The sequence below is a fragment of the Paenibacillus sp. CFBP13512 genome, from assembly GCF_005233705.1.
GTDB lineage: Bacteria > Bacillota > Bacilli > Paenibacillales > Paenibacillaceae > Saccharibacillus > Saccharibacillus nuruki.
This window is the reverse complement of record NZ_QGAD01000003.1, coordinates 47,583-70,324: the sequence shown is the minus strand read 5'-3', so window position 1 is coordinate 70,324 and position 22,742 is coordinate 47,583. Positions and strand designations below refer to the sequence as shown.

Genomic DNA, 22,742 nt, shown 5'->3' with positions numbered 1-22,742 from the left:
GAAAAGAATCTTATTTGTCATGTATCGATATAGTATGCTTATAATGAGAGGGAACAACTTTATCTACACACAGGATGAAGTTTCTATGAAAGTATCGACAAAAAATGCTTTTTCTTTTATAATACAACATAAAAACATTGAAAGAAGGGTAATCCGATGGCTGAAATCAGAATTAGAAATACCAACGAACGAATTGCTGGAGATGACAAGGTTCTGGAGTTTTTGAACAAACATGAAGTGGTATATGAAAAATGGGATGCTTCCAAATTAGCTCCTGAATTGCAAGATAACTTCACTTTAACAGATGAGCAAAAACAAGCGGTTTTGGATACGTATGCTGAAGAAATCAAAGACCTTTCAGCACGTCGTGGTTACCGTACTTGGGACGTGATTACATTATCTGAGTCTACACCTGATCTTGAAGCAAAGTTAGCTAAATTCGAAGAGATTCATACACATACAGAAGATGAAATTCGTGCGATCGTATCGGGGAACGGTATTTTTATTATCAAAAGCCCTGAGCATGGATATTTCGATGTTGAGTTAGAACCAGGCGATGTTATTTCTGTACCTGAGAATACACCTCACTTCTTTACACTTGTTGACAATCGTAAAATTGTAGCTGTTCGTTTGTTTGTCGAAACAGACGGTTGGATTGCTGTTCCGTTTGAAGATAGCTCTTTCCAAAAAGCATAAGTATACACATACAAAATCCCTTACCGCTTTGATCGGGTAAGGGATTTTTGTGATGTGTTTGATACTATTGGTACGTAACCGATCAGTCTATTACACCAACTGAGCTGTAATCTGATGGATCTCAGTTAAGCTTTTAATTTCATAATCAGGCTTGATCTCACTATCATTGACTTTACCATTACGATTCACCCAGACAGACTTAATACCTGCTGCAAGTGCGCCTTTGATATCTGTAGTAAGCTTATCCCCGATCATCAGTGCATGCTCAGGTTGTACTTCCAACAAACCAAGCGCATGCTCAAAGATCTCAGCATTCGGTTTCCCTTTGCCAAATGCACCCGATACAACCACCTGATCAAAATAAGGAGCTAATTTGGGCACACCGTCTAACTTTTCTTGTTGCAAAGCAGGGCAACCGTTGGTCAGTAACAATAGCTTCACTTTACCTTGTAATTCATCCAAAATCTGAAATGTTTCTTCATAGATATGAGGACGGTTACGTCGTTCTTGAACGAATCGATCAGACAGTTGTAGTGCCAAAGCTTCATCTTCGATCCCCATTGCACTTAGACCGTTACGCCATGATTCTTTGCGATAAGTCGGTGCAATTGCTTGCAATTGACGGAATTCTGGTTGTTCACCTGCGGAAAATTGAGCCCACAAGCCTTCAAACGGATTAATTCCTATCCATTGTGTAAATGGAAAAGTCTCATAGGATTCATAAAGTGCTCTTGCTTCTCTACGTACAGCTTCTTCCAAAGCGATAGGATCTACCCCTGTCGCTTCCTGAGCCACACGGCAAGTCTCTGCAAAAGCTTCTTCTATACTGCGTTCATCCCATAATAACGTATCATCTAGATCAAACAACACGGCTTCAATACTCACTGCCTGTACCTCCTCAACGATAATGATTACTTTGACTATACTAGAACTAGAATGCTTGCTCAGATATAGATGCTATATGCCAATCATTCTCCAAAAAGCTTACGCTTTTTCTTGAATCGTAATTTTGTGTTGTGCTGCAAATGTACGCAAATGCTCGCTCATTGCATCTGTATCATAACGGTTTAGAGTACGAGAGAATACCCAGCTTCCACCTTTGGAGCTATGTTCAATAACAACATATCCTTTTTGAAGACGGATACTTTTCACTTGAGATGAAGAAATCAGACGATCACGATTAAATTTGGTTGTAATCAGTGAATCTCTACCAATTTTCAAGTACGGTTTGCGGAAATAAAGCATAACACCCAGTAAGATATACAATGCGACAGTAATGATAAAGATCGCACTAAATCCATCAGCTGTTGGATACATAATACCCATAACAGCATAAATAATTCCCAATATCACTAGAGCAGCTGGAAAAACAATATTTCTTCCTTTATATGCCGTATATTCGGAAATACTGGTTTTGCCACCGATAGAAGTCTGACCTTGTTTTCTACGTGTAGCATTGACTTGCTTTGAGTTACGTCGAACTTGCCTTTCCCAGGAACGGGACATACTTTGTTTCCCCCTAATAGATAATGTAAGCCTTACAATAAAAGCAGAAGACTTCCTTCTATCTTATCATGCCAGAACAAGCCCCAAATTTCTATAGCAAAATAGGATGCTCTGTTCTAGATCGGCCAGAGCACCCTTATTATCGTTCATTTTTCTTTTGTGGATTGAAGCTATTATATGTTCTTATTTCTGACTATTTTTGGTGTTATCCGATGATTCAGTATCTTCTACAAATTCAATTGTATCTAATTGTTGACGGAAATTACTGCGAATATTATTCAAATAAACAGCACGTAATTCATCACGTTCTATCGTTTCTTCTGCTGTAAGACCTGAACTTTTCTTTTTACGAGCTAATTCATTGATGCGTGTAATCAGTGTATCGATATCCATAATTAACCTCCATGTGATCGGTGTGCTTTTTGCCCCACTAACTTTGACATGTAAAAAAAAGCTTGTCAAGATCTATAGATCTCAACAAACTTTGACGATATTGATCGTTCGATCACAATATTCCTAACCGGATGACATTATCCCATACACAAACTACCTGCGATACATGTATCCATAAGTCATGTATATTTAAGTTCAGTATAGTGTATTAATCGTAAGGAATAACCAACACATCTCCTGCTTGGATTTCGCTTGAATCCAATTGATTCTCACTACGAATCTGAGCAATATAATCTCGCGTATCTGTCTGTACAGATTTGTATTCTTTCGCAATACTCCATAGACTGTCTCCTGCATGTACCACTACTTTTTGTGTAGGGCCTTCTACCTTGTCTGCAACTACGAAATTATGAATGACTCCACCGTATAACAATACGCCTGCAAAAACAAAACATACCATCAAACGTCCGCCTGATTTCCATTTTACTTTTTGCGCTGTGCTTTGGATAAGATGAAGTGTTTTTTGACGTAACGTCTTTTTGCCTTTTGGTTGAATCGGCTTGCGGATCTTCTGTACGGTAGGTACGTAAGTCCACTCATCCACAACTACATCTTTGTCCGCCCGTGTAGCATGAATAGCTTCTTGTTGTGCTTGCTTTTCCGAATAACCTGTTGATGTATGATGTATATCTGATCCTGATGTATCAATCTGTTGTTCATCCTCTTCAGACTGATTGTGGATGCTACGATATGTAGTATATTTTAACATTTTCATCACGCTCCAAACATTTGTTCTTGTTTTCTCAAATTCACTATAACACGAACATATGTTTTACTCAATAGTTTTTTACGAACTTTCGTTCGTGTTTTTTATCGCAACTTTTGGACTATAGATAATGCTATTTAGATGATGAATAGACTACGAAAATAAGCAAATAACAAATAAATATACAAATTTTAGAACTTATGTTTGTACGAACGGTAGTTCTATGTTATAATTTTGCCAAACGTTACTAGCATTGGGGTTGATAAGGTATGTCAAAAGTTTCAAGTCGCCAACAGGCCATTTTGGAATTTATCCGAAATGAAGTCAAACTTAAAGGTTACCCGCCATCTGTACGTGAAATTGGTGAAGCTGTAGGTCTTGCTTCTAGTTCTACTGTACATGGTCATCTGGATCGTTTGGAGAAAAAAGGACTGATTCGACGCGACCCGACCAAACCTCGTGCCATCGAGTTGTTGGGTCAAGAAGAGTCTGAAAGTAATATTCTTTTCGCTCAAACGGTATCTCGTGTTCCTATTATTGGAAAAGTAACCGCCGGTGTTCCGATTACAGCTACAGAACATATTGAAGATTACTTCCCTCTACCACAGAATTTTACAGGTGAAGGACAAGTATTTATGCTTTCTGTAGTTGGAGACAGTATGATTGAAGCAGGAATTTATAATGGTGATTACGTGATCGTACGTCAACAACAAACCGCTGATAATGGCGATATTGTTGTCGCTATGACAGAAGACGATGAAGCAACGGTCAAAACTTTTTATAAAGAAAAAGACCATATTCGTCTACAACCTGAAAATCCTATGTATCAGCCACTACGTCTGACGCATGTTACGATTTTGGGTAAAGTTGTAGGTTTGTTCCGTAATCTGCACTAAATCATATGTATCATAAGAAAAGACCACTATCTTAATCGATAGTGGTCTTTTTTGTAGTTTATTACTATTACATATTTATTGTATATATTTCCATAGAGCTGTTTTAATAACATCTTCAGCTTCGATCTCACTAAAAGGAACATCTACTTCTTTTCCATTCTGCTCCATTTTATACATCCACACAGGATGATCGATTGGATTTAAATATAATGATTCTACAGCAAGTTGAGGTTTTCCTGGATTGTGTGAGCAACTATATTCTATATAAGCTTCTCCATGATAGTGCTCAGTCAGATTTTTTTTAACAGCATTGATCGTAATAACAACGAGAGCGATTGTAATGACTAATTGAGTTCCATCTTTTTTTTGAACACTACAATCTTCTTTGAAATTTTCTTGGATCTCTTCTAAAATCGTAGAAAACTTCATCCATAAATCTTCGCAGTGTTCTAAAAAATGTTCGTGGATTTCTAAAGAATAGGTATGAGCTTTTTCCTTCTCTACTTTCTCTTCTCGCGCACGTATTGCCGCAGACTCAATCCAACCCATAACCTCACCTCTCTCATAAGTTAAATTACCCTTTCATCATAACCTAATCTGAGAGAATGAATACCTTTTATTTCCTCTTACTATTATATTTTTTCAACTAATATCTTGTTCTACCTTATCCAAAAAGCTTAGTATCCATTAATTTAGCTAATAATGCTTTGAAATCTTTACTTTCTGCTTTTTCTGCTAATTGAGATTCTAATATATTGAATTTTTCTGCTACAAAATAAGCATTCAAAAATACGCTCAGATGATCTTTGGCAATCGCTTCTGCATTCTCTTTATCTGATGAATAACTTGAAATCACAGTGTATGCAAATTTTTGGGGATCAATTTTCATTTTGGATTTCATTGTGTATTCTCCTTTCTGAATGTTTATTAAGCTTTATTAAGCCATACACGCATTTCGCCTATTTGTCGGTTCGCCCAGCAGTAATAAGGAATTAGACGTAACGCTGTAGACGTATACGTTTGAGGAGCTTTAGAAGCATATAATACATCTTCCCACTCTGGTTCTATATTTCTTTTTCGAGCTTCTACTTTAATCGTGCCTACTCCACCTAATAATTGTTCATCAAATTCATACTCATATGTCTGATCTTGCGTTAACTGAACCAAATGCAAATGCTCTCCATTATCAACCTCTTCTGCACAATATATAAATGGCCCTCGACCTATAGCAACTTTGCCTATATCCGCCCGTACTAATGGATGAGCGGTATATTCTTTAATCTCCATCGGTAACTTCAATTCTAGCTTGTCATTACTATGCCAGATTCGATCAATGTGTATATATCCGTTGATGGGGTCTGCATCTATAGGATTACCATTTAACAATAAAGAATAATGTTCAGCCCAGTATGGCAATCTAATGGCTAATGTAAACGAAGTGGATTGCTTCATCTGTGTGACTATAGAAACATCACCTTCCCATGGCAAATTAGTAATTTGCTCCAATTGCACAGGATGATCATTGATCTCTAACTCTGTTGTATGGGTCATAAATAAATGAGTGTATATCGTATTTGTGTCTGCTTGAACAGTATAAATATATTTGTGAAGTGATGTTAATAAGCGAGCTAGATTCGGCGGACAACAAGCACAACCGAACCATTCTGGTCTTGTAAATTTCACATGACTTTTCCCCGGATCATGACGGCTACTTTCTGGATGCACTTCTAGCGGATTGACATAAAAGAAATGCTTACCATCCAGCGCCATACCACCAATAGCAGTATTGTATAAGGCACGTTCTAGCACATCTGCATATTCAGATCTCGCTTCATTTTTGAGCATATTAAAGGCAAAAAAGATTAATCCGATCGAAGCACAAGTCTCACAATACATCGTATCATTAGGTAAATCATAATCGAGTGTAAATGCTTCTCCATCTACTGTTGATCCTATTCCTCCTGTAATATACATGCGTTTGTTGATTATATTTTTCCAAAGACGACGACAAGCTTCTAACATCGCGTTATCCCCTGCTAATAAAGCAACATCTGCCATAGCAGTACACATATAGACTAATCTTACGGCATGACCTTCTGCGGTCTGCTGTTCTAAAATAGGTTGATGTGCTTGATAGTACTCCAAAGGACGATGATTCATACCTTCAATTACAGCTTTGTGACCATTATCTGCTGCTTGTTGTCTGGCAAAAAATGTTGTATCCGTTCCACGCTCATACAGAAAATAACGGCTAAGCTCCAGATAACGTTGCTCTCCAGTCAATGAATACAGTTTGGTTAATGCTAGCTCTATTTCTTCATGACCATCATAGCCTTGAATCTGGTGTTCTTCTTTGCCAAAATGAACATCTATACAGTCTGCTAATCGACAAGCGATCGTTAATGCTTTTTCATTGTGAGTCGATTCATAATAAGCAACAGCTGCTTCAATAAAATGACCTGCACAATACAATTCATGACTTTCTGCTAATTTTTTAAATCTACGCTCTGGTTCTTCGATTGAGAAATACGTATTGAGGTATCCATCTTCCTCTTGTGCTAAAGCAATCAGATCTATCACGCCATCTGCTAATTCTTGTAACTCTGTATCCGCATGAATCGATAAAGAGTAAGCAACCGCTTCAAGCCATTTGTACACATCACTATCTTGGAAAACCCAACCATAATGATTACCCTGCTTCAATCCAGCAGCAATTTTGAAATTCTCTATTGCATGACTTTTTTCAGAAGGAATACTATTATCGTTTCTTTCTTTTTCAATCGTAATATTCGCATTATCGTTCAATACATTCCATTGATAAGGAATCATTTCTGTACGTACAAGTTCTCGATAATGAGCCCAGAATGGATCAGTAATCGTAAGTGATTTTAATTGTAAAGACATCGTATGTCTCCTCTCATGTTGTACATTATTGATAGTGATCGACCTATCCATCATTTTGTATTTAAGTATTAGTATGATGTTCTTTAATTAATAATTGTCTGCGGATATAACCTTCATTTTTTTCAAAGCGTCGGTAAAATAACATCGGAATAATACCTAAAGCAAATACGATAGCGGGTAACCAGATAAAGACGAACTGAATACCGGATAATGATTGTGTACTTTGAGCAACATTCGGTACATACCCAAACGAGGACATAAATTGTGTAGGAATAAATCCACCTAGCCCTGAGCCAGCTTTGATACAAAAAGCACTACCTATCGCTGTCAATATGCCACTTCCACGTAGACCTGATTTCCACTCGCCATAATCTACTGTGTCTGACAACATAGCAAACGGCATAGAACAAGCAATTCCTGAACCTATACAAGCTACAATCCAGCCTACAATCAATATGCTAATATGATCCCCTGCAAAAAAGAGAACCACTTGTCCGCAGACTGCTAATATAAATCCAAAAATCATCGTTGAATATTTATTCGAAACCTTTACAATAAACGGAATCATAATCATACCAATCACTTGAATAATCGAAATTCCGTTGATCAAAGGAACCAAATCTTTATGACCAATATTGTATTCAAAATAATAAACCAGTGTAGATGTACGAATCGTTAATGCAATCCAAAACAATAGATTAGCAATCACTAAAATAATCCATGGCCAGTTGCCTTTCATTGCTTTAAAGCTTGATTTGAAAGGAATCGTTTTGATTTTTTCCGTATTTATTTCTTTGAGATCCGCAAAAGCGATCAAAAACATAATAATAGAAACGATTCCAAATACACACAGCGTCCAAAAAAACCCTTTCTGATCATTACCTGCTCCGAAAAAAGCCACTAACGGTAAAGTAAATGTTACGGCTGCAAAGTTACCTACATTTCCGCCCACCATTCGAAACGAATTCAAAACAACTCGTTCATCTGGATTTCTACTTAAGTTAGGCAAAATAGAAGTGATCGGCGTTGAAATTCCGGTATAGGCTATCCCTGCTAAAATATAAGTGACTGCCGCATAGATCACTTTCGATGTTCCATCCAGATTAGGCGTTGTAAACGTCAATATGGTAAACACAGCAAATGGGAAACATAACCACAAAAAGTAAGGTCGACTTTGTCCATATTTGGATTTTGTTCGGTCTACGATAATGCCCCAAAGCGGAGCATCTACCGCATCGACTAACCGAGTAACTAATAATAATGTTCCTGCTATGCCTACAGATAAACCAAACACATCGGTATAGAAATAAAGTAAGTAGGCACCTATAATGCTGTACAACAAATTACCGCCTGTATCTGTGAGCGCATAACTGATTCTACGATGAAAAGGAACTTTATCATCTAGAAGAGTAGACTGATGCTCTGGCGAAGATTGGGAAGTAGATTCCATAATATAGCCTCCTGAGTCAAATCAAATAACAACGATTTCCTTCTCTAATAGTAAGCGCTTACGTATGTAAGATAAACTTATGATTTCGTAGGAAAGGTATCTATTTCCGACTTTATATTATATTTTAAAAATTAGGTATTTGTATACATAGTTGTGCTATACTACCCTAAAAGTACAAAGTATTTAGTAAACACATGAAATAAGTATACAAATCCGACTTTTAATATCCAAAACTGACTTTTGAATAAGGAGTGTTTACATATGTTAGTAAAACCGATCTCCAAAATAAATATTGAACGGCCGCTTGCTTATTTTAAATGTGGGCAGTTTGTAAGCGATGAAGGTTGGAAACATAAACGAATGAAGCTAGAAAAAGATTATGAAGTGATTATTGGCTTAAAAGAAGTGATCTACCTTCAAGTAGGAGACACACAGTATGAAATCAAGCACGGCGATGTATTACTTATTAAGCCTGACGTGGAATACTTTGGTTATACCGCTTCCAAAGCAGGGGCTAGCTTCTTCTGGCTACATTTCTTCCCTCGTGATCTAACTCAAACAGAATCAGGCGATGAGTTTATCAGTCATCTATTTAGTACCCTACTGACAGAACAGAAAAATGAGATTAATCGTTATGTATGCTTACCTGATTTCTTCTCACTACCGTATCTCGATAAACCTATTATCTTGATGAAGCAGATTTTGGATACGTCTAACACTTCTTACTACAGCACGTACGCAGTAGATTATCTAGTAACTGAACTGATGATTGAACTGACTGACAAGTACTTGCAACCTCTTATTCATAATGAGCTTCTACACAAAGAATACAATCAGAAATTTATGCAGATTTTAGAATGGATTCGAGTCAATATTTATCATGATCTTACTGTACAGAAAGTAGCAGATACATTTTGTTTTAACGCCGATCATTTAACTCGTTTATTTAAGAAAAATCTAGGAATGAGTACGATCCGTTATATTAATACACTCAAGTTAAGTCTGGTCAAAGAGTTATTATGCACCAGCAATGCGTCGATCAAAGAGATTGCGTATCAATTGCATTTTCGGGATGAAAAGTACTTGATGAAGTTGTTTAAAAATTATGTTGGGATGACGCCTACTCAGTTCCGTGACACTTATACTAATACCTACATGAATACTGTAACCGTAGACCCTGATATTCCTATTCCAAAGCATCTTTTAACAGAATAAATATAACTTACAGACAAAAACGTGCTCACCCTTATTCTACATTCGAATATGGGAAGCACGTTTTTTATGAATGTAAGATTAGACTATTTAACTTCAATATAATCTAGTTCTGCATATCCTGTACCTTTATTGAATGCAATTGTATTTTCGCCTTGTTTCAACGTTACAGGAACAGTGATAATTTTGCGTGTTCCTATATTCGGAATATTAGCGATCCATCCTCCTGTTTTTGGATACGTAATGGTAGTGGATGCTTGATTATTAACAGATATATTTTGCGTAGAATCGCCTGTTGTTCCATTACCATAACCTACTTCCATCTTATACGTTCCACCTTTTGGAGCATATACAGAGAAAGTCACCGAACTATTTGGATTATCTATATTTCCTACAAACTGGCGATTAGAAGCAAAGGAACTTCTTGCCACTCTAGCATCATTGATTTTGGCATCTTCTGCTTCTACTCTTACTTTAAAATCGCCTACAGGCTGTAATTGAATATAATCTAGCTCCGCAGAACCTACTGTGCCTTTATTGAGTTTCAATACATTACTTCCTGCTTGCAAAGAAACTTGAGTCTGAGCTGTATTACTATTTCCTTCAGATAACCAACCACCTGTTGTTGGATATTGAACAGTTGTGTTCGCTTGATTATTTACAGTTAATTGCTGCGTGGATACAGCTTGAGTTCCGTTGGCATACCCAATATTCAGGCGATAATTACCTGCTGCTGGAACATTTACTTTAAATTGAACATAGCTATCCGGGTTGTCTATTTGACCTACATATTTGCTATCTGAAGCATTAACATTATTAAATACATTGGCTCCATGAACATCTGCATTTTCAGCTTCATATCGGCTAATAGAAGATTGATTTCCTGGAGTAATCACCAATCGATAAGCAGAAGATTCTTTCAAATTGCTTACGGGTACCGAGATCTGACCATTTTTGATCGTAAAGTTACCTTCAAATTCATTTGTTGGTTGACTTACTGCGGTATCTACTCCATACCACGGTGTACTTTCTACTTTGACATGAGCTGTACCTGAGAAGTAAGGGAGCGCTTGGAATCCTTTAACAACTACATTACGATTGCCATTTCCCCCACCCAATACTACATCTGCTTCTTGCTTCGTATGATCTACACTGGCAATACCATCCAAATCTAAAGCTGTTGGATTAGCAGGTGTAGTCATCGCCATCTGACCAGACATATCACCATACCATTTATACATCCACCATGCTCCATTGGCAGCACCTGTATCTGTAATTAGGTTACTGAGACGACCTGGACGGAACCAAAATGCAATATTAGCTGTATCTACATCAGAACGTTCAAATTCAGCGATATACCGCAACATATTGCCTGGAACTGCTTGTTCTGAAACTACACCATATTCATTAATGCTAATAGGCACATGCTTAATCCCTAGCTCTGTTTCCAAAGCACGATAAGCTTTCATATGATTCGAAATGTACTGTGGTGCAGGTCCATCTAGATATTCGCCTTCAGGTGCTCCCAATTCATGCCAAGATATAATATCTGGTAATACATTGTTATCTCGTGCATAAGTTAAAAAGTCTCTCAGCCAACTTTCATTATAATTAGTAATACTTGGCCCTATAATTTTGGTGTTTTTGTCTTTAGCTTTGACGCGTAGATATGTTTTTTTCCAACCTTCATTAAATGATCCTGCGGCTGCTGTATTCCATGTTCCATCTGGTTCATTCCATAATTCATAGCCGTATATGTTCTTCGCACCTGACTTCAATCTAGCATCTACGATACTATCTACTTTCTTATACCAATCGTCCCAACCTACCCATTTATAAGGGAAATTCGGATAAATATCTGGCATTCGTATCGTCACTTGTGCTCCATTCCGTTCAGCGATCGGAGCGACTTTTAAGGCATCACCGATAGGTGTTGTTTCTCCATTCGGCAATTGTCCTCCATTTGGAGCCATTTGTGTAAACATTTTAGGCTTTGTGGGAGCAATAAGATGATCAGCCGGTCTACCTTCTTCTGCTAATCCATACAATGAACCCGAAGCCACATGGGTCACCGGTCTATATTGATTAGCCAAATCTACAGTAAATGATGCAGGTACGGCAGCAGTAGCTGGCGCAGGGGTAACAGGAAAAACAGTAAGTAATAATGCTCCACTCAATAAAACAGCTAACTTTTTCAAATGTCATCACCTTTTCTAGTTGTATTTTGAAATCTAGTCATCAAATAGAGCGCTTTCAAAATACGGTGGCCACCGTGGTATCGTTTTGATACAAGTTATAACTTATACTCTAAGGTTATTGGTTTTCCACAAATGAGTAAACTCAAAAAAACGTAGGAAGAGTGTCAATTACCGACTTGTTGAGTGAGGTGAGACCTATCATTTTGTGGGTGTTTTGTGGGCATTGCTCGAAAATGGTTAACATAATTTTATTCTTCCACAAAATAAAAAAAGCCCTTAACGCTTAGAGCGCCAAGGGCTTACTTATCTTAATACATCGTCAAGTATTGGTCACGTTCCCATTGGTGCACTTGAGTCCGATACATATCCCATTCAATTTCTTTTAATTCATAGAAATGAGCAAGAGCATGTTCGCCTAGTGCAGAGACAACGATCTCGTCACGTAATAATTCGTGTAATGCTTCTTTCAAGTCGCCTGGAAGACTAGGAATACCTTCGTCAATACGCTCGTCTTCAGACATTACATAGATATTACGATCTACTGGCTTCGGCAAGTTCAACTTACGCTCGATACCATCAAGACCTGCTTTCAACATTACCGCTAATACTAGGTAAGGGTTAGCTGTTGGATCTGGATTACGTACTTCGATACGTGTGCTTAGACCGCGTGAAGCCGGGATACGGATCATCGGGCTACGGTTACTTGCTGACCAAGCTACATAGCAAGGTGCTTCATAACCAGGCACAAGACGTTTGTAAGAGTTAACTGTAGGATTCGTGATCGCTGCCATAGAACGAGCATGCTTCAGAATACCTGCCATGTAATAACGTGCAGTTTGGCTTAAGCCCAACTCATCACTTTCTTCATAAAAGGCATTAACATCACCTTGGAACAAGGATTGGTGACAGTGCATACCTGATCCATTCATACCAAACAAAGGCTTAGGCATAAATGTAGCATGTAGTCCATGTTGACGAGCGATCGTTTTAACAACTAATTTGAACGTTTGAATTTGATCTGCTGCTTGAAGAGCATTGGTATATTTGAAATCAATCTCATGTTGTCCTGGAGCCACTTCATGATGAGATGCTTCAACTTCAAATCCCATTTCTTCAAGAGTAATAACGATCTCACGACGGCAGTTTTCTCCTAGATCCATTGGAGCCAAGTCAAAATATCCACCTTGGTCATTCAATTCGTCTGTAGGATTACCATTCGCATCGGTACGGAACAAGAAAAATTCAGGTTCTGGTCCAACGTTCATTGCTGTAAAACCAAGTGCATCTGCTTCTTTTAGATTGCGTTTCAAAATACCACGCGGATCTCCTGCGAATGGTGTACCATCTGGCATGTATACATCACAAATCAGACGAGCTACACGATTTTCAGTCACCCAAGGGAAAATAACCCAAGTGTCTAGATCAGGATACAGATACATATCTGATTCTTCAATACGTACATAACCTTCGATTGAAGAACCATCAAACATCATTTTGTTATCCAATGCTTTTTCCAATTGACTCACTGGAATTTCCACGTTTTTGATTGTGCCCATCAAATCGGTGAATTGCAGACGGATAAATCGTACATTTTCCTCTTTCGCTATGCGCGAAATGTCTTCTCTTGTATAACTTTTGTAACTCACGCTACCCTCTCCTCTTTACGCTATTTATTTTTTGTTAAAGAATCGGGATAATTCCCCTTGGATAAGCGATACTTGTCCCGGGCGTTTGCCTGTGACAAGCTGCTGCTTAAGCATACGATGAAGTTGGGAATCTGACAATTCCCTACGACGTTCTTCTGTATCGGCTGTGATCACAGTTGCTTCTTCCGATTCTTTCGATACCGGATTCATCACTTGCTTGATCCCAGCGATATTCACGCCTTTTTCAATTAAAGCTTTAATTTCAAGTAACCGTTCTACATCGTTAAAAGAAAATAAACGCTGATTACCCGAAGTACGTGCAGGTACGATCAAATTATGCTGTTCATAATAGCGAATCTGTCTTGCCGACAAATCCGTCAATTTCATAACAATCCCTATAGGGAACAGCGCCATATTTCTCCGAATTTCATCACCCATATATTCATCAACCTTCCACTAATCTATTCACTATTCTGTTACCTATTGTACATATCCTGATATAAAGCGTCAATAACATGTTAACTTAACTTACAATAATTTTATAAAACACTAACATCTCCATGATAATAGCACTTTGCAGACACTATATTTTACAAACTTCTTGAATAACATGTCTCTTTTTTACACGGTATCAATATAAGTTATTTTATAATAATCCACGCTCATGCATTGTCTGTAACGCCATAAGTACCCCTAGCTTCACATGAGAAAAGGTCAGTCCACCTTGCATATATCCGATATAAGGAGCACGAATTGGAGCATCTGCTGACAATTCTAAGCTACCCCCTTGAATAAAGGTTCCTGCCGCCATAATAACGGGATGATCATATCCTGGCATATCCCACGGTTCAGGCACGACATGACTATCTACAGCTGCTGCACGTTGAATCCCTTGTACAAAAGCAATCAATTGATGTTTGTCTTTAAAAGAAACGGCTTGAATAAGATCGGTACGTTTCTCTTGCCATGCAGGTTTGCTATTAAAGCCAGCCAATTCAAACATCGCTGCGGCATAGATACTCCCTTTAACGGCTTGTCCTACAATCGTAGGCGCCATATACAATCCCTGATATATACTGCGAGTCGTACCCAGCATTGCGCCTACTTCGCCGCCAATACCGGGTGCAGTCAGACGATAAGCTGCCAGATCAACATACTTTTGCTTGCCACAGATATAACCACCTGTTTCAGCTAAGCCACCACCTGGATTTTTGATCAACGAACCTGCCATGAGATCGACTCCAACATCAGTCGGTTCACGAGTCTCTGTAAATTCACCATAACAGTTATCTACAAAAATAACGGCTTGCGGACAAATCTTACGAATCTGAACAACCATATCTGCAATCTCTTCTATAGTAAAAGAAGCACGCCAATCGTAGCCACGTGAGCGCTGAATCCCAATCATTTTGGTTTTATTATGCACCAGTGATTGAACGGTGTTCCAATCCACTTGTCCTGATTCATCCAATGCTGCTTCTTGATAAGTAATTCCAAAATCAGCTAAAGACCCTGTACCATCTCCCGGCTTGCCAATGACTTTATGTAACGTATCATAAGGTCTACCTGTAATGTAAAGTAGTTCATCGCCCGGACGTAAAATACCGAACATTGCTGTAGCTATCGTATGCGTTCCAGAAGCAAAATGAGGTCTAACTAAAGCAGCTTCACTACCAAATACTTCAGCATACACACTTTCTAGAACTTCCCTACCTCTATCATTGTACGCATAGCCTGTCGAACCTGCAAAGTGATAATCACTAACCCGATATTTTTGAAAAGCTTCTATAACTTTCCATTGGTTGGCATCTACGATATGATCCACCGCTTGGATCGCCGATCCAATCATTTGTTGTGCTTGTTCTGACCACGCTTGAATCTGTGTATCAAAAACTGCCATACGTTGTCTCTCCCCATAGTGATAGCCCGCCGTATTAAGCGCTGGCGGGCTTCCACAAATTCATATCTAATTATTCATAATGATATCAAAGCTCACTTTATATTCAATATCAACAATATTAGTGTTTAAAATATAAACTTTCGCGCTTCATATTTTACACGTAACGGTAGGATGAAGGGAAGTCTATTATACAATTGTCGTAATTTTGTCACTTTATTTCATATTCTTGTAAGCGATAACCGTACTTTTCATAATCAGCAGCATTGATTTCTACTTTGATGATGGCTTCATTTTCTTCATACTCTTGTTCCAATACACTACTGAATTGGTAGAGCTGTGAAATAAGATCACCACGATCTGCCGGAATACGATACGTTTTGATACCACCAGCTAATTGATCTTGGATGATATTCAAAATACGCTCCAAATCACTTTCTTTATAAGCACTAATCCGCATATGGGTTTCATCGTCTGGTAACATTTCTAACTGTTCCGGTGTACACAGATCCGTTTTATTATATAAAACAACTTGCTGCTTATCACTTGAACCTAATTCTTGTAGCAGATCATCGACTACTTTCATCTGCTCATCTCGCATATCAGAAGAAGCATCAACCACATGTAAGATGAGGTCTGCTTCATTCACCTCTTCTAACGTTGCTCGGAAAGCTGCTATAAGATTATGAGGCAAGTTTTGAATAAAACCGACGGTGTCTGTTAACACTACTGTTTTACCGCCTGGAAGATCTAGATTGCGTGATGTTGGATCGAGTGTAGCAAATAACTGATCTTGAACATATATATCTGCACCGGTTAACTGCTTGAGTAGTGTAGACTTCCCTGTATTGGTATAACCTACTAATGCAACTTGTACAGCACCCGCTTTTTTACGACGTTCACGATACAATGTACGATGACGTGTTACTTCTTCAAGTTGATGCTTCAAGTCGGTAATGCGTGTACGAATATGACGCCGATCTGTCTCTAGTTTGGTCTCACCTGGACCTCTTGCCCCGATACCCCCACCTAGACGGGATAAGTTACTACCCTGTCCAGACAAACGAGGTAATAAGTAACTATGCTGGGCAAGTTCCACTTGAATAATTCCTTCACGTGTTTTGGCACGTTGCGCAAAAATATCCAAAATCAGTTGCGTACGATCAATAATTTTGGCATCAAGTGCGGCTTCTAAATTACGTACTTGAGCACCTGATAATTCCTGATCAAAAATAACACTATTTCCGCCTAAAGAATCCATCAAAATACGAATTTCTTCTACTTTACCTTTACCGATAAACCATCTAAAATCAGGTTTCTCTTTATTCTGAATCACTTGTTCTAGCACTTCGACTCCTGCTGTCTTAGCAAGGCTAACTAGCTCTTGCATAGAACCATCTGCATTAACACCTGCACGCTTATCATTCTGTGTCACTAAGCTTACGAGAACAGCTCTCGGTTGAATCTCTATTTCTACACCATGGGTTTCATTTTTCATTTGTATATCCCGCTCCTTGTAATCTTACCTACTTCTTGCTTGTATCGTGAAGTCTTATACTTGTCATGTTAACATACTTCTCACACTTTTTGATATTGAATCATGAATTACTATCTTTACCAAATAAACTTTGGCGGTGTTTAATCGATAATGTGAATAATGGAAAAGCATGAGCATCAATTTGTACCAGTAACTTTTGCGCGGTATGCTGTGCTAATTCATAATCTTGGTCTGTAATGATCTGTCTACGCAGAGCATCATCTAACTCATCTTCATCGAGCAAAAAGACTTGTCCATCTTTCATAACGACGATATCTAGATAAAGATCATCAAACCATGGTACGCCTTGATCGGTTAATCCTTGTGTTTTACAAATATCAATATACCACTCTATAATTTCACGTTTATCATCAAACATTGCAGTGACTACATAGTTCGCATGTTCTGGATAATACTGCATCCACGAATAACCTGCTGCTGCAATACAGAACCGCCGTCCTCCATATATTTTATATAAAGGTTCACGTAAACGATTCATACGGTAGAGAGTGACATACCCTGTAAATAAACTATTGTTTACATAGCGTCTTGAATAATTACGTTGAATTACTCTACGCCAGTTCGCTCGATCCGCAAATTTACGTTTCATGGAAGTATCCCTTTCCCAACAAAGTAACTTCAGAATAGCATATTTGCGCCATGCACTCAAAAAAAAGCCTCCAATGAATCACTGGAGGCTTTTTTGAGCGCCTATTTACGGTGTAGTAGGTGGTGTTGTTGTCTGTGGTGCAGTTGTTGTACCTTCGGTTGTTCCTGCTGCTGGATCTGTTGTTGTTCCCGGTGTTGTTGGTTCAGGAGTGGTTGGCGTTGTTGCTCCATTTTGTCCACTATTTGTACCACTATCTGGTGGTGTTGTTCCCGTATCAGGTGGAACGGTGCCTTGATCTGTATTCGGATCTGTAAGTGTTGTTCCTGTTCCTTGGTCAGTTCCTGTATCGGTACCCGGTACTTCTTCCCCTGTTGGTGGAGTTGTCGGTTCACCTTCTGGTGGAACCACACCATCCTCAGGATTTTCTTCCGGCTCTACAGGAGTCTCTGTAGCTTCATCGACTGTAATCTGAACCGTATCTGAAGCATCAGATTGCGATCCATCTTTCATCGTTGCTGTTACATAATACTCGTAAGTCTGTCCAGGTGCTGCTGCGCTATCTTGTGCAGAAGTGTCGCTTAATCCACTAGATATCGCAGTAAATTGACCATCTGTACTGCCTTTACGATAAACCGTATATGAACTTGCATTTGCTAAAGCTTTCCAGGATAAAGCGACCACTTGATTGTCTTTATCGTAAGAAGCAGACATGCCTGTTACCGCAGATACTTCCGGTTCCGGTTCTTCCTCTACCGGCTGTTCTACAGAAGCACTTGGTGTAGGAGCTTCAAACTGTTGTACAGGATATCCTTCAAGCGAAGGTCCCATTACAGCTGCAAACATAGCTGCTGCCATACCACTACTTTGATTCAACAAATGCGTACGGTCTGGCTTGTCATAACCCATCCATACCGCAGCTGTCCATTCTTTGGTGTATCCTACAAACCAAGCATCGCGGTTCGCACTGCTTCTGAACCCATCAATACCATGCTGAGTTGTACCGGTTTTACCTGCTACAGGACGGTTAATTTGAGCACGTTTACCTGTACCGTCATTAACAACATCTTGCAACATTTGAGTCATTTCATTCGCTGTCTGCTTGCTCATCACTTGAGAAGAATCAGCTTTGTTTTTATAAATTTCATCGCCGCCACTATCGACTATACTTTTCACAGCGTACGCAGGAGTGTATGTTCCTCCGTCTGCAAATGTACGATAAGCTTGAGCCATTTCTAACGTATTCGTTCCTGTACTTAGTCCACCTAATGCCAGTGCTAAGTTACGATCCTGATCGGTCAACGAGAATCCAACCGATTTGGCAAAAGAGAGCCCTTTATCGATACCGATCTGATTCAGTGTCCATACCGCAGGGATATTAATCGAATCTTGAATCGCTTCATCCATCGTTACTGTAGATGTGTATCCATGTAAGTTGGTTGGGCAATAATTTCCAAAACACTGCTTTTCATTACTAAGCAATGAATTCGGTGTAAATGTACCCGATTCTAGCGCAGGAGCATACGAAATAATCGGTTTGAATGCCGAACCCGGCTGTCTACGGCTAGTAACACGACTGAAGTTACCTGTATTGTAGTTACGTCCACCTAATAAAGCGACAATACCTGCGGTATCGTTATTGACGATAACCATCGATCCTTGTACAGGTACATCATCTGCACTTTTTTCGAAGAGCTCGTTATTTTTGAAAGAGGTCTCCAAATTCTGTTGAGCTTTAGCATCCATCGTTGTGTAGATTTTATATCCACCACGGTTCAGATCATCCGATGTTAAGCCTGTTACATCTTCTGCTTCTTGCATCGCATATTCAATAAATGCTTCATAGTTTTTGTCTTTATCTTTGTTTTGAGAATTGTACGCATAATCTACTGCTGCGGCTTCTTTGGCTTCAGCTTGCGTAATATACCCTTGATCTGCCATCAATTGAAGTACCACTCCACGACGTTCCTTGGATAGATCAGGATTCGATTGTGGGTTGTAACGTGATGGAGCTTTAGGTAAACCTGCCAGCGTAGCAATCTGCCACACTTTTAATTTATTCAGATCGGTCACACCAAAATAAGTCTCTGATGCTTCTTTGATCCCATATGCACCTTTACCAAAGAATATACGATTAAGATACGTTGTAATAATTTCTTCTTTAGTCATTTTGCGCTCAATCGCTAAAGCAATCGATAATTCAGTTGCTTTACGGAAAAACGTTTTGTCATCATTCAAAAATACGTTTTTAGCTAATTGCTGTGTAATCGTACTTCCGCCTTCTACAGCAGAGCGTGCCACGATATCACGAACAGCTGCACGACCAATTGACCAGATGTCTACACCCTGATGTTCAAAAAAGCGACGATCTTCTGTTGCTACAAAAGCATCCACAAGCAACTTCGGAATTTCATCGTATTTTACAGGGTCACCTGTCCTTACAGAGCGTTCTTGAATCAATGTGCCGTTACGATCAAAGATTTGTGTAGGGCCGTTTATAGCCAATTTATTGATGTTTTGTTGATAGATTTTTTCGCCACTCACCATAATAAACATATAACCGGCTAGTGCACAAAATACGCCTAAAGCAGCGACAATAAACAATGTCCAAAAGACACGTTTACCTGTTATTTTCTTCTTTTTCTTTTTGGGTGTTGGCTTGGACTGTCCCGGTCTTGTTCTTGTTTCCGGCTTACTTTTGTCACTGCGGGATAGCTGCTGTCTTGGCATTTTTCGTTCTGACTCCCTTTCAGTAAAACAATTTGCATCATTTATCAATCAAATGATTTGAAATACAGATAGCTTGCTGTGGTGTCTAACCTTAGAAAGAAAAGAACAACCTATAGAACAGGTTGTCCGATTCTTTGTCCTATAGTTAGACGATGTTTGAGCATAAAAAGTTTCATTTAAATGTTAGTTATCGCTTTGATTATCCGGCATTAGGGATACGTTACGTGATGGTGTAAATGTAGATACAGCATGTTTATAAATCATTTGCTGACGTCCATCGCTATCCACCATAATGGTAAAGTTATCAAAAGCTTTGATCGTACCACGAATTTGAAAACCATTGACCAGATAAACAGTCACTGGAATATTTTCCTTACGCAATTGATTTAGAAACGTATCTTGAATATTAATAGACTTATTCATTAGCCGTACCCCCAAGTGATTATTAATTCAGCATTGATAAATGCTCAATTCATGTAAGAATGTAATCTCAGTGTAATCAATGATATTAGGTTGTTGATGTATATTCCATATCCGCAGGGAATGTTCCTGCTATGATATTCTGAACTTCACGGGTGTGTTCGTCGCTTCTGTCCACATCGCTAACATCAACCCAATGAATATTATTCATATGACGGAACCAGGAAAGCTGTCTTTTTGCAAAACGGCGTGTATCCCGTTTGAGCAGTACCACTGCTTCTTGAAGCGATACATGACCTGCAAGATGAGCAGCAATCTCTTTGTATCCTAGCCCCTGCATTGCGACCATTCCGGGGGTATACCCTTGATTCAAAAGGTTTCTTACCTCTTCAACCAGCCCTTCTTCTAGCATCTGGTCTATACGGGCTTCAATACGTTTATATAGCATTTCCCTATCCATTGTCAAACCTACAAAGCATAACTCATAAGGAGATTGCTTATTTTGTCCCGATAATTGATCGGAAAGTTTGACTCCTGTCATATGATACACTTCCAGAGCGCGAATAACACGTCTTTGGTCGTTGGGATGCAATCGTTTGGCAGAGGGAGGATCAATCTCTGCTAGACGGTCATGGAGCGCTTGAGCACCATGTTCTTCAGCATACGCCGCTTGTTCTTGACGGAATGCTTCATCTGCGCCATTTTCACTAAATTCAAATTCAAAACACACAGACTCGATATACAATCCTGTTCCGCCCACGATAAAAGGAAGATTTCCGCGGGCTGTAATTTCTGGAATCAATTTTCGGCAACGTTGCTGAAATTCTGCTACTGAAAATGATTCTTGTGGATCATGAATATTAATTAAATGGTGAGGAATACCTTGCATTTCTTCCGGTTTGATTTTGGCTGTCCCAATATCCATACCACGGTAGACCTGCATGGAATCACCTGAAATAATTTCACAGCCAAATAATTTGGCAATTTCTATACTGATTCCAGTTTTGCCAACAGCTGTTGGACCCATTAGGACCAGTAACCTTGGCTTTTTAACCGCTTGGGTCATGGATAAATCACTCCGTATTCAATTTTTGATGTTTTGCGTTGTATTCGTTTAAATCCAAGTCGTTCATATTCCGGACTATCCCATTTTTCTTTAAGCAAAACCGATTTACGAGCAACACGAATCGCTTGTTGAACGGCTTCTTCACTCAGCGCATTATTGTTGGAAAATCCTCTTAAAGGTGCAATCGCAGCTGACTGCTGAACTGCTTCACGAAACATAGGATCAAAATAGATCACATCTACACTTTTGTCAGGTTGCTCTCTCAGATACGTTAGATGCTCTTGCGGAATCACTTCGATTCTACGCATGGCTTCATTCACAGGTTCTAACGCTGTGACATGACTACGCAATCCTTCGGTTAACAATGCTGCAAGAGGTAACGAGCTTTCTAATGATACTACTTTGCCTTTCTCACCTGCATACATGGAAAAGACAAGTGAATCGGAACCCAATCCAGCCGTACAATCGATCACCTGATCTCCAGGCTCAATCAGCGAGTGAGTGATCATAGGATCTGCTTCCCCTTTAAGCAATCGTTTGGCTCTGACATAAGCCATACTGGGGTGAAACTGCATAATAGGTTCCCCTGGACGCATAATTCTCACTTCTTGCTCGACCAGTACAATAAATTCAGTCTCCTTGTACTTAGCCGCAAGCTTGGGAATAGAATGTCCAGCTCGTTCAATATAAGGAACAGCGAATTCTGCTGCCAGCTGTTTGGCACGCTGGATCGTATAGTTTGCAGCATCATCGCCAGTTGTAATCATCATTCGGTTATTCTCCATTCTATTGCTTCCCTGTAAAGCGCGACTTCTTCT

Annotated in this window: 21 protein-coding genes; 3 read left to right on the top strand and 18 right to left on the bottom strand. The window is 39.1% G+C overall.

Features of this window, described 5'->3' with window-relative positions:
- The first annotated feature begins 156 nt into the window (after positions 1 to 156).
- A complete protein-coding gene (locus tag PaeCFBP13512_RS04770) occupies positions 157 to 696 on the top strand; it encodes a cupin domain-containing protein (RefSeq protein ID WP_069325992.1) in 540 nt (179 codons plus the stop codon).
- A 90-nt stretch (positions 697 to 786) separates the two neighbouring features.
- On the opposite strand, the gene PaeCFBP13512_RS04765 is transcribed toward PaeCFBP13512_RS04770, so the two are convergent.
- From PaeCFBP13512_RS04765 to yneA, 4 genes are all read right to left on the bottom strand, one after another.
- Positions 787 to 1,581, bottom strand: a complete 795-nt coding sequence (locus PaeCFBP13512_RS04765) for an HAD family hydrolase (protein WP_069325993.1) — start codon at positions 1,579 to 1,581, stop codon at positions 787 to 789.
- 99 nt (positions 1,582 to 1,680) lie between these two features.
- Positions 1,681 to 2,202 carry a hypothetical protein gene (locus tag PaeCFBP13512_RS04760; protein ID WP_069325994.1) on the bottom strand — a complete coding sequence of 174 codons (522 nt, stop codon included), beginning with the start codon at positions 2,200 to 2,202 and terminating at the stop codon, positions 1,681 to 1,683.
- A 183-nt stretch (positions 2,203 to 2,385) separates the two neighbouring features.
- Entirely contained in the window at positions 2,386 to 2,595 is a 210-nt protein-coding gene (locus PaeCFBP13512_RS04755) for a DUF896 domain-containing protein (RefSeq protein ID WP_137221533.1), read from the bottom strand.
- Positions 2,596 to 2,803: 208 nt separating this feature from the next.
- Positions 2,804 to 3,364 (bottom strand): cell division suppressor protein YneA, encoded by a 561-nt coding sequence (gene yneA, locus PaeCFBP13512_RS04750; protein WP_161594212.1) that lies wholly within the window; start codon positions 3,362 to 3,364, stop codon positions 2,804 to 2,806.
- A 266-nt stretch (positions 3,365 to 3,630) separates the two neighbouring features.
- On the opposite strand from yneA, the gene lexA reads away from it, so the two are divergent.
- On the top strand, positions 3,631 to 4,257 hold the full coding sequence (lexA, locus tag PaeCFBP13512_RS04745) for a transcriptional repressor LexA (RefSeq protein WP_069325997.1): 627 nt from the start codon (positions 3,631 to 3,633) through the stop codon (positions 4,255 to 4,257).
- Between the two features lie 75 nt (positions 4,258 to 4,332).
- On the opposite strand, the gene PaeCFBP13512_RS04740 is transcribed toward lexA, so the two are convergent.
- From PaeCFBP13512_RS04740 to PaeCFBP13512_RS04725, 4 genes are all read right to left on the bottom strand, one after another.
- Positions 4,333 to 4,806 carry a hypothetical protein gene (locus PaeCFBP13512_RS04740; RefSeq protein WP_137221530.1) on the bottom strand — a complete coding sequence of 158 codons (474 nt, stop codon included), beginning with the start codon at positions 4,804 to 4,806 and terminating at the stop codon, positions 4,333 to 4,335.
- Positions 4,807 to 4,921: 115 nt separating this feature from the next.
- Positions 4,922 to 5,158, bottom strand: a complete 237-nt coding sequence (locus PaeCFBP13512_RS04735) for a hypothetical protein (protein WP_069325999.1) — start codon at positions 5,156 to 5,158, stop codon at positions 4,922 to 4,924.
- 26 nt (positions 5,159 to 5,184) lie between these two features.
- The gene (locus tag PaeCFBP13512_RS04730; protein ID WP_137221528.1) at positions 5,185 to 7,161 is read right to left on the bottom strand and encodes a glycoside hydrolase family 127 protein; all 1,977 of its coding nucleotides are present in this window, start codon (positions 7,159 to 7,161) and stop codon (positions 5,185 to 5,187) included.
- Between the two features lie 61 nt (positions 7,162 to 7,222).
- Positions 7,223 to 8,611 carry an MFS transporter gene (locus PaeCFBP13512_RS04725; RefSeq protein ID WP_137221526.1) on the bottom strand — a complete coding sequence of 463 codons (1,389 nt, stop codon included), beginning with the start codon at positions 8,609 to 8,611 and terminating at the stop codon, positions 7,223 to 7,225.
- Between the two features lie 261 nt (positions 8,612 to 8,872).
- On the opposite strand from PaeCFBP13512_RS04725, the gene PaeCFBP13512_RS04720 reads away from it, so the two are divergent.
- Entirely contained in the window at positions 8,873 to 9,826 is a 954-nt protein-coding gene (locus tag PaeCFBP13512_RS04720) for an AraC family transcriptional regulator (RefSeq protein WP_137221524.1), read from the top strand.
- An 83-nt stretch (positions 9,827 to 9,909) separates the two neighbouring features.
- Here PaeCFBP13512_RS04720 and PaeCFBP13512_RS04715 read toward each other — a convergent pair whose 3' ends face one another.
- The 10 genes from PaeCFBP13512_RS04715 to PaeCFBP13512_RS04670 form a co-directional block, all read right to left on the bottom strand.
- Entirely contained in the window at positions 9,910 to 12,021 is a 2,112-nt protein-coding gene (locus tag PaeCFBP13512_RS04715) for a CBM35 domain-containing protein (protein ID WP_161594211.1), read from the bottom strand.
- A 308-nt stretch (positions 12,022 to 12,329) separates the two neighbouring features.
- Entirely contained in the window at positions 12,330 to 13,667 is a 1,338-nt protein-coding gene (gene glnA / locus PaeCFBP13512_RS04710) for a type I glutamate--ammonia ligase (RefSeq protein WP_069326003.1), read from the bottom strand.
- 24 nt (positions 13,668 to 13,691) lie between these two features.
- Positions 13,692 to 14,105, bottom strand: a complete 414-nt coding sequence (locus PaeCFBP13512_RS04705; RefSeq protein ID WP_017812459.1) for a MerR family transcriptional regulator — start codon at positions 14,103 to 14,105, stop codon at positions 13,692 to 13,694.
- 208 nt (positions 14,106 to 14,313) lie between these two features.
- The gene (locus PaeCFBP13512_RS04700) at positions 14,314 to 15,567 is read right to left on the bottom strand and encodes a methionine gamma-lyase family protein (RefSeq protein ID WP_137221522.1); all 1,254 of its coding nucleotides are present in this window, start codon (positions 15,565 to 15,567) and stop codon (positions 14,314 to 14,316) included.
- Positions 15,568 to 15,775: 208 nt separating this feature from the next.
- Positions 15,776 to 17,062, bottom strand: coding sequence for a GTPase HflX (gene hflX / locus PaeCFBP13512_RS04695; RefSeq protein WP_137221520.1), 1,287 nt, complete (start codon positions 17,060 to 17,062; stop codon positions 15,776 to 15,778).
- 100 nt (positions 17,063 to 17,162) lie between these two features.
- Positions 17,163 to 17,711, bottom strand: coding sequence for a DUF402 domain-containing protein (locus PaeCFBP13512_RS04690; RefSeq protein ID WP_069326045.1), 549 nt, complete (start codon positions 17,709 to 17,711; stop codon positions 17,163 to 17,165).
- A gap of 105 nt (positions 17,712 to 17,816) precedes the next feature.
- Entirely contained in the window at positions 17,817 to 20,438 is a 2,622-nt protein-coding gene (locus PaeCFBP13512_RS04685) for a PBP1A family penicillin-binding protein (RefSeq protein WP_137221518.1), read from the bottom strand.
- Between the two features lie 183 nt (positions 20,439 to 20,621).
- Entirely contained in the window at positions 20,622 to 20,861 is a 240-nt protein-coding gene (gene hfq, locus PaeCFBP13512_RS04680; protein ID WP_069326007.1) for an RNA chaperone Hfq, read from the bottom strand.
- Positions 20,862 to 20,946: 85 nt separating this feature from the next.
- Complete coding sequence (miaA, locus tag PaeCFBP13512_RS04675) at positions 20,947 to 21,924, bottom strand: tRNA (adenosine(37)-N6)-dimethylallyltransferase MiaA (RefSeq protein ID WP_069326008.1); 978 nt, start codon at positions 21,922 to 21,924, stop codon at positions 20,947 to 20,949.
- Positions 21,921 to 22,709 (bottom strand): class I SAM-dependent methyltransferase, encoded by a 789-nt coding sequence (locus PaeCFBP13512_RS04670; protein ID WP_241669283.1) that lies wholly within the window; start codon positions 22,707 to 22,709, stop codon positions 21,921 to 21,923. Before PaeCFBP13512_RS04670 ends, miaA begins: the two co-directional genes overlap by 4 nt.
- Between the last annotated feature and the right edge of the window lie 33 nt (positions 22,710 to 22,742).

What these genes read in the sequence shown, in the direction of transcription:
- PaeCFBP13512_RS04690 (WP_069326045.1), bottom strand. Translation starts at nt 17,711, where the DNA reads ATGAAACGTAAATTTGCGGATCGAGCGAACTGGCGTAGAGTAATTCAA.
- PaeCFBP13512_RS04685 (WP_137221518.1), bottom strand. Translation starts at nt 20,438, where the DNA reads ATGCCAAGACAGCAGCTATCCCGCAGTGACAAAAGTAAGCCGGAAACA.
- PaeCFBP13512_RS04725 (WP_137221526.1), bottom strand. Translation starts at nt 8,611, where the DNA reads ATGGAATCTACTTCCCAATCTTCGCCAGAGCATCAGTCTACTCTTCTA.
- PaeCFBP13512_RS04735 (WP_069325999.1), bottom strand. Translation starts at nt 5,158, where the DNA reads ATGAAATCCAAAATGAAAATTGATCCCCAAAAATTTGCATACACTGTG.
- miaA (WP_069326008.1), bottom strand. Translation starts at nt 21,924, where the DNA reads ATGACCCAAGCGGTTAAAAAGCCAAGGTTACTGGTCCTAATGGGTCCA.
- PaeCFBP13512_RS04700 (WP_137221522.1), bottom strand. Translation starts at nt 15,567, where the DNA reads ATGGCAGTTTTTGATACACAGATTCAAGCGTGGTCAGAACAAGCACAA.
- PaeCFBP13512_RS04730 (WP_137221528.1), bottom strand. Translation starts at nt 7,161, where the DNA reads ATGTCTTTACAATTAAAATCACTTACGATTACTGATCCATTCTGGGCT.
- hfq (WP_069326007.1), bottom strand. Translation starts at nt 20,861, where the DNA reads ATGAATAAGTCTATTAATATTCAAGATACGTTTCTAAATCAATTGCGT.
- PaeCFBP13512_RS04770 (WP_069325992.1), top strand. Translation starts at nt 157, where the DNA reads ATGGCTGAAATCAGAATTAGAAATACCAACGAACGAATTGCTGGAGAT.
- PaeCFBP13512_RS04705 (WP_017812459.1), bottom strand. Translation starts at nt 14,105, where the DNA reads ATGGGTGATGAAATTCGGAGAAATATGGCGCTGTTCCCTATAGGGATT.
- yneA (WP_161594212.1), bottom strand. Translation starts at nt 3,364, where the DNA reads ATGTTAAAATATACTACATATCGTAGCATCCACAATCAGTCTGAAGAG.
- lexA (WP_069325997.1), top strand. Translation starts at nt 3,631, where the DNA reads ATGTCAAAAGTTTCAAGTCGCCAACAGGCCATTTTGGAATTTATCCGA.
- PaeCFBP13512_RS04760 (WP_069325994.1), bottom strand. Translation starts at nt 2,202, where the DNA reads ATGTCCCGTTCCTGGGAAAGGCAAGTTCGACGTAACTCAAAGCAAGTC.
- PaeCFBP13512_RS04670 (WP_241669283.1), bottom strand. Translation starts at nt 22,709, where the DNA reads ATGGAGAATAACCGAATGATGATTACAACTGGCGATGATGCTGCAAAC.
- hflX (WP_137221520.1), bottom strand. Translation starts at nt 17,062, where the DNA reads ATGAAAAATGAAACCCATGGTGTAGAAATAGAGATTCAACCGAGAGCT.
- PaeCFBP13512_RS04740 (WP_137221530.1), bottom strand. Translation starts at nt 4,806, where the DNA reads ATGGGTTGGATTGAGTCTGCGGCAATACGTGCGCGAGAAGAGAAAGTA.
- PaeCFBP13512_RS04755 (WP_137221533.1), bottom strand. Translation starts at nt 2,595, where the DNA reads ATGGATATCGATACACTGATTACACGCATCAATGAATTAGCTCGTAAA.
- PaeCFBP13512_RS04720 (WP_137221524.1), top strand. Translation starts at nt 8,873, where the DNA reads ATGTTAGTAAAACCGATCTCCAAAATAAATATTGAACGGCCGCTTGCT.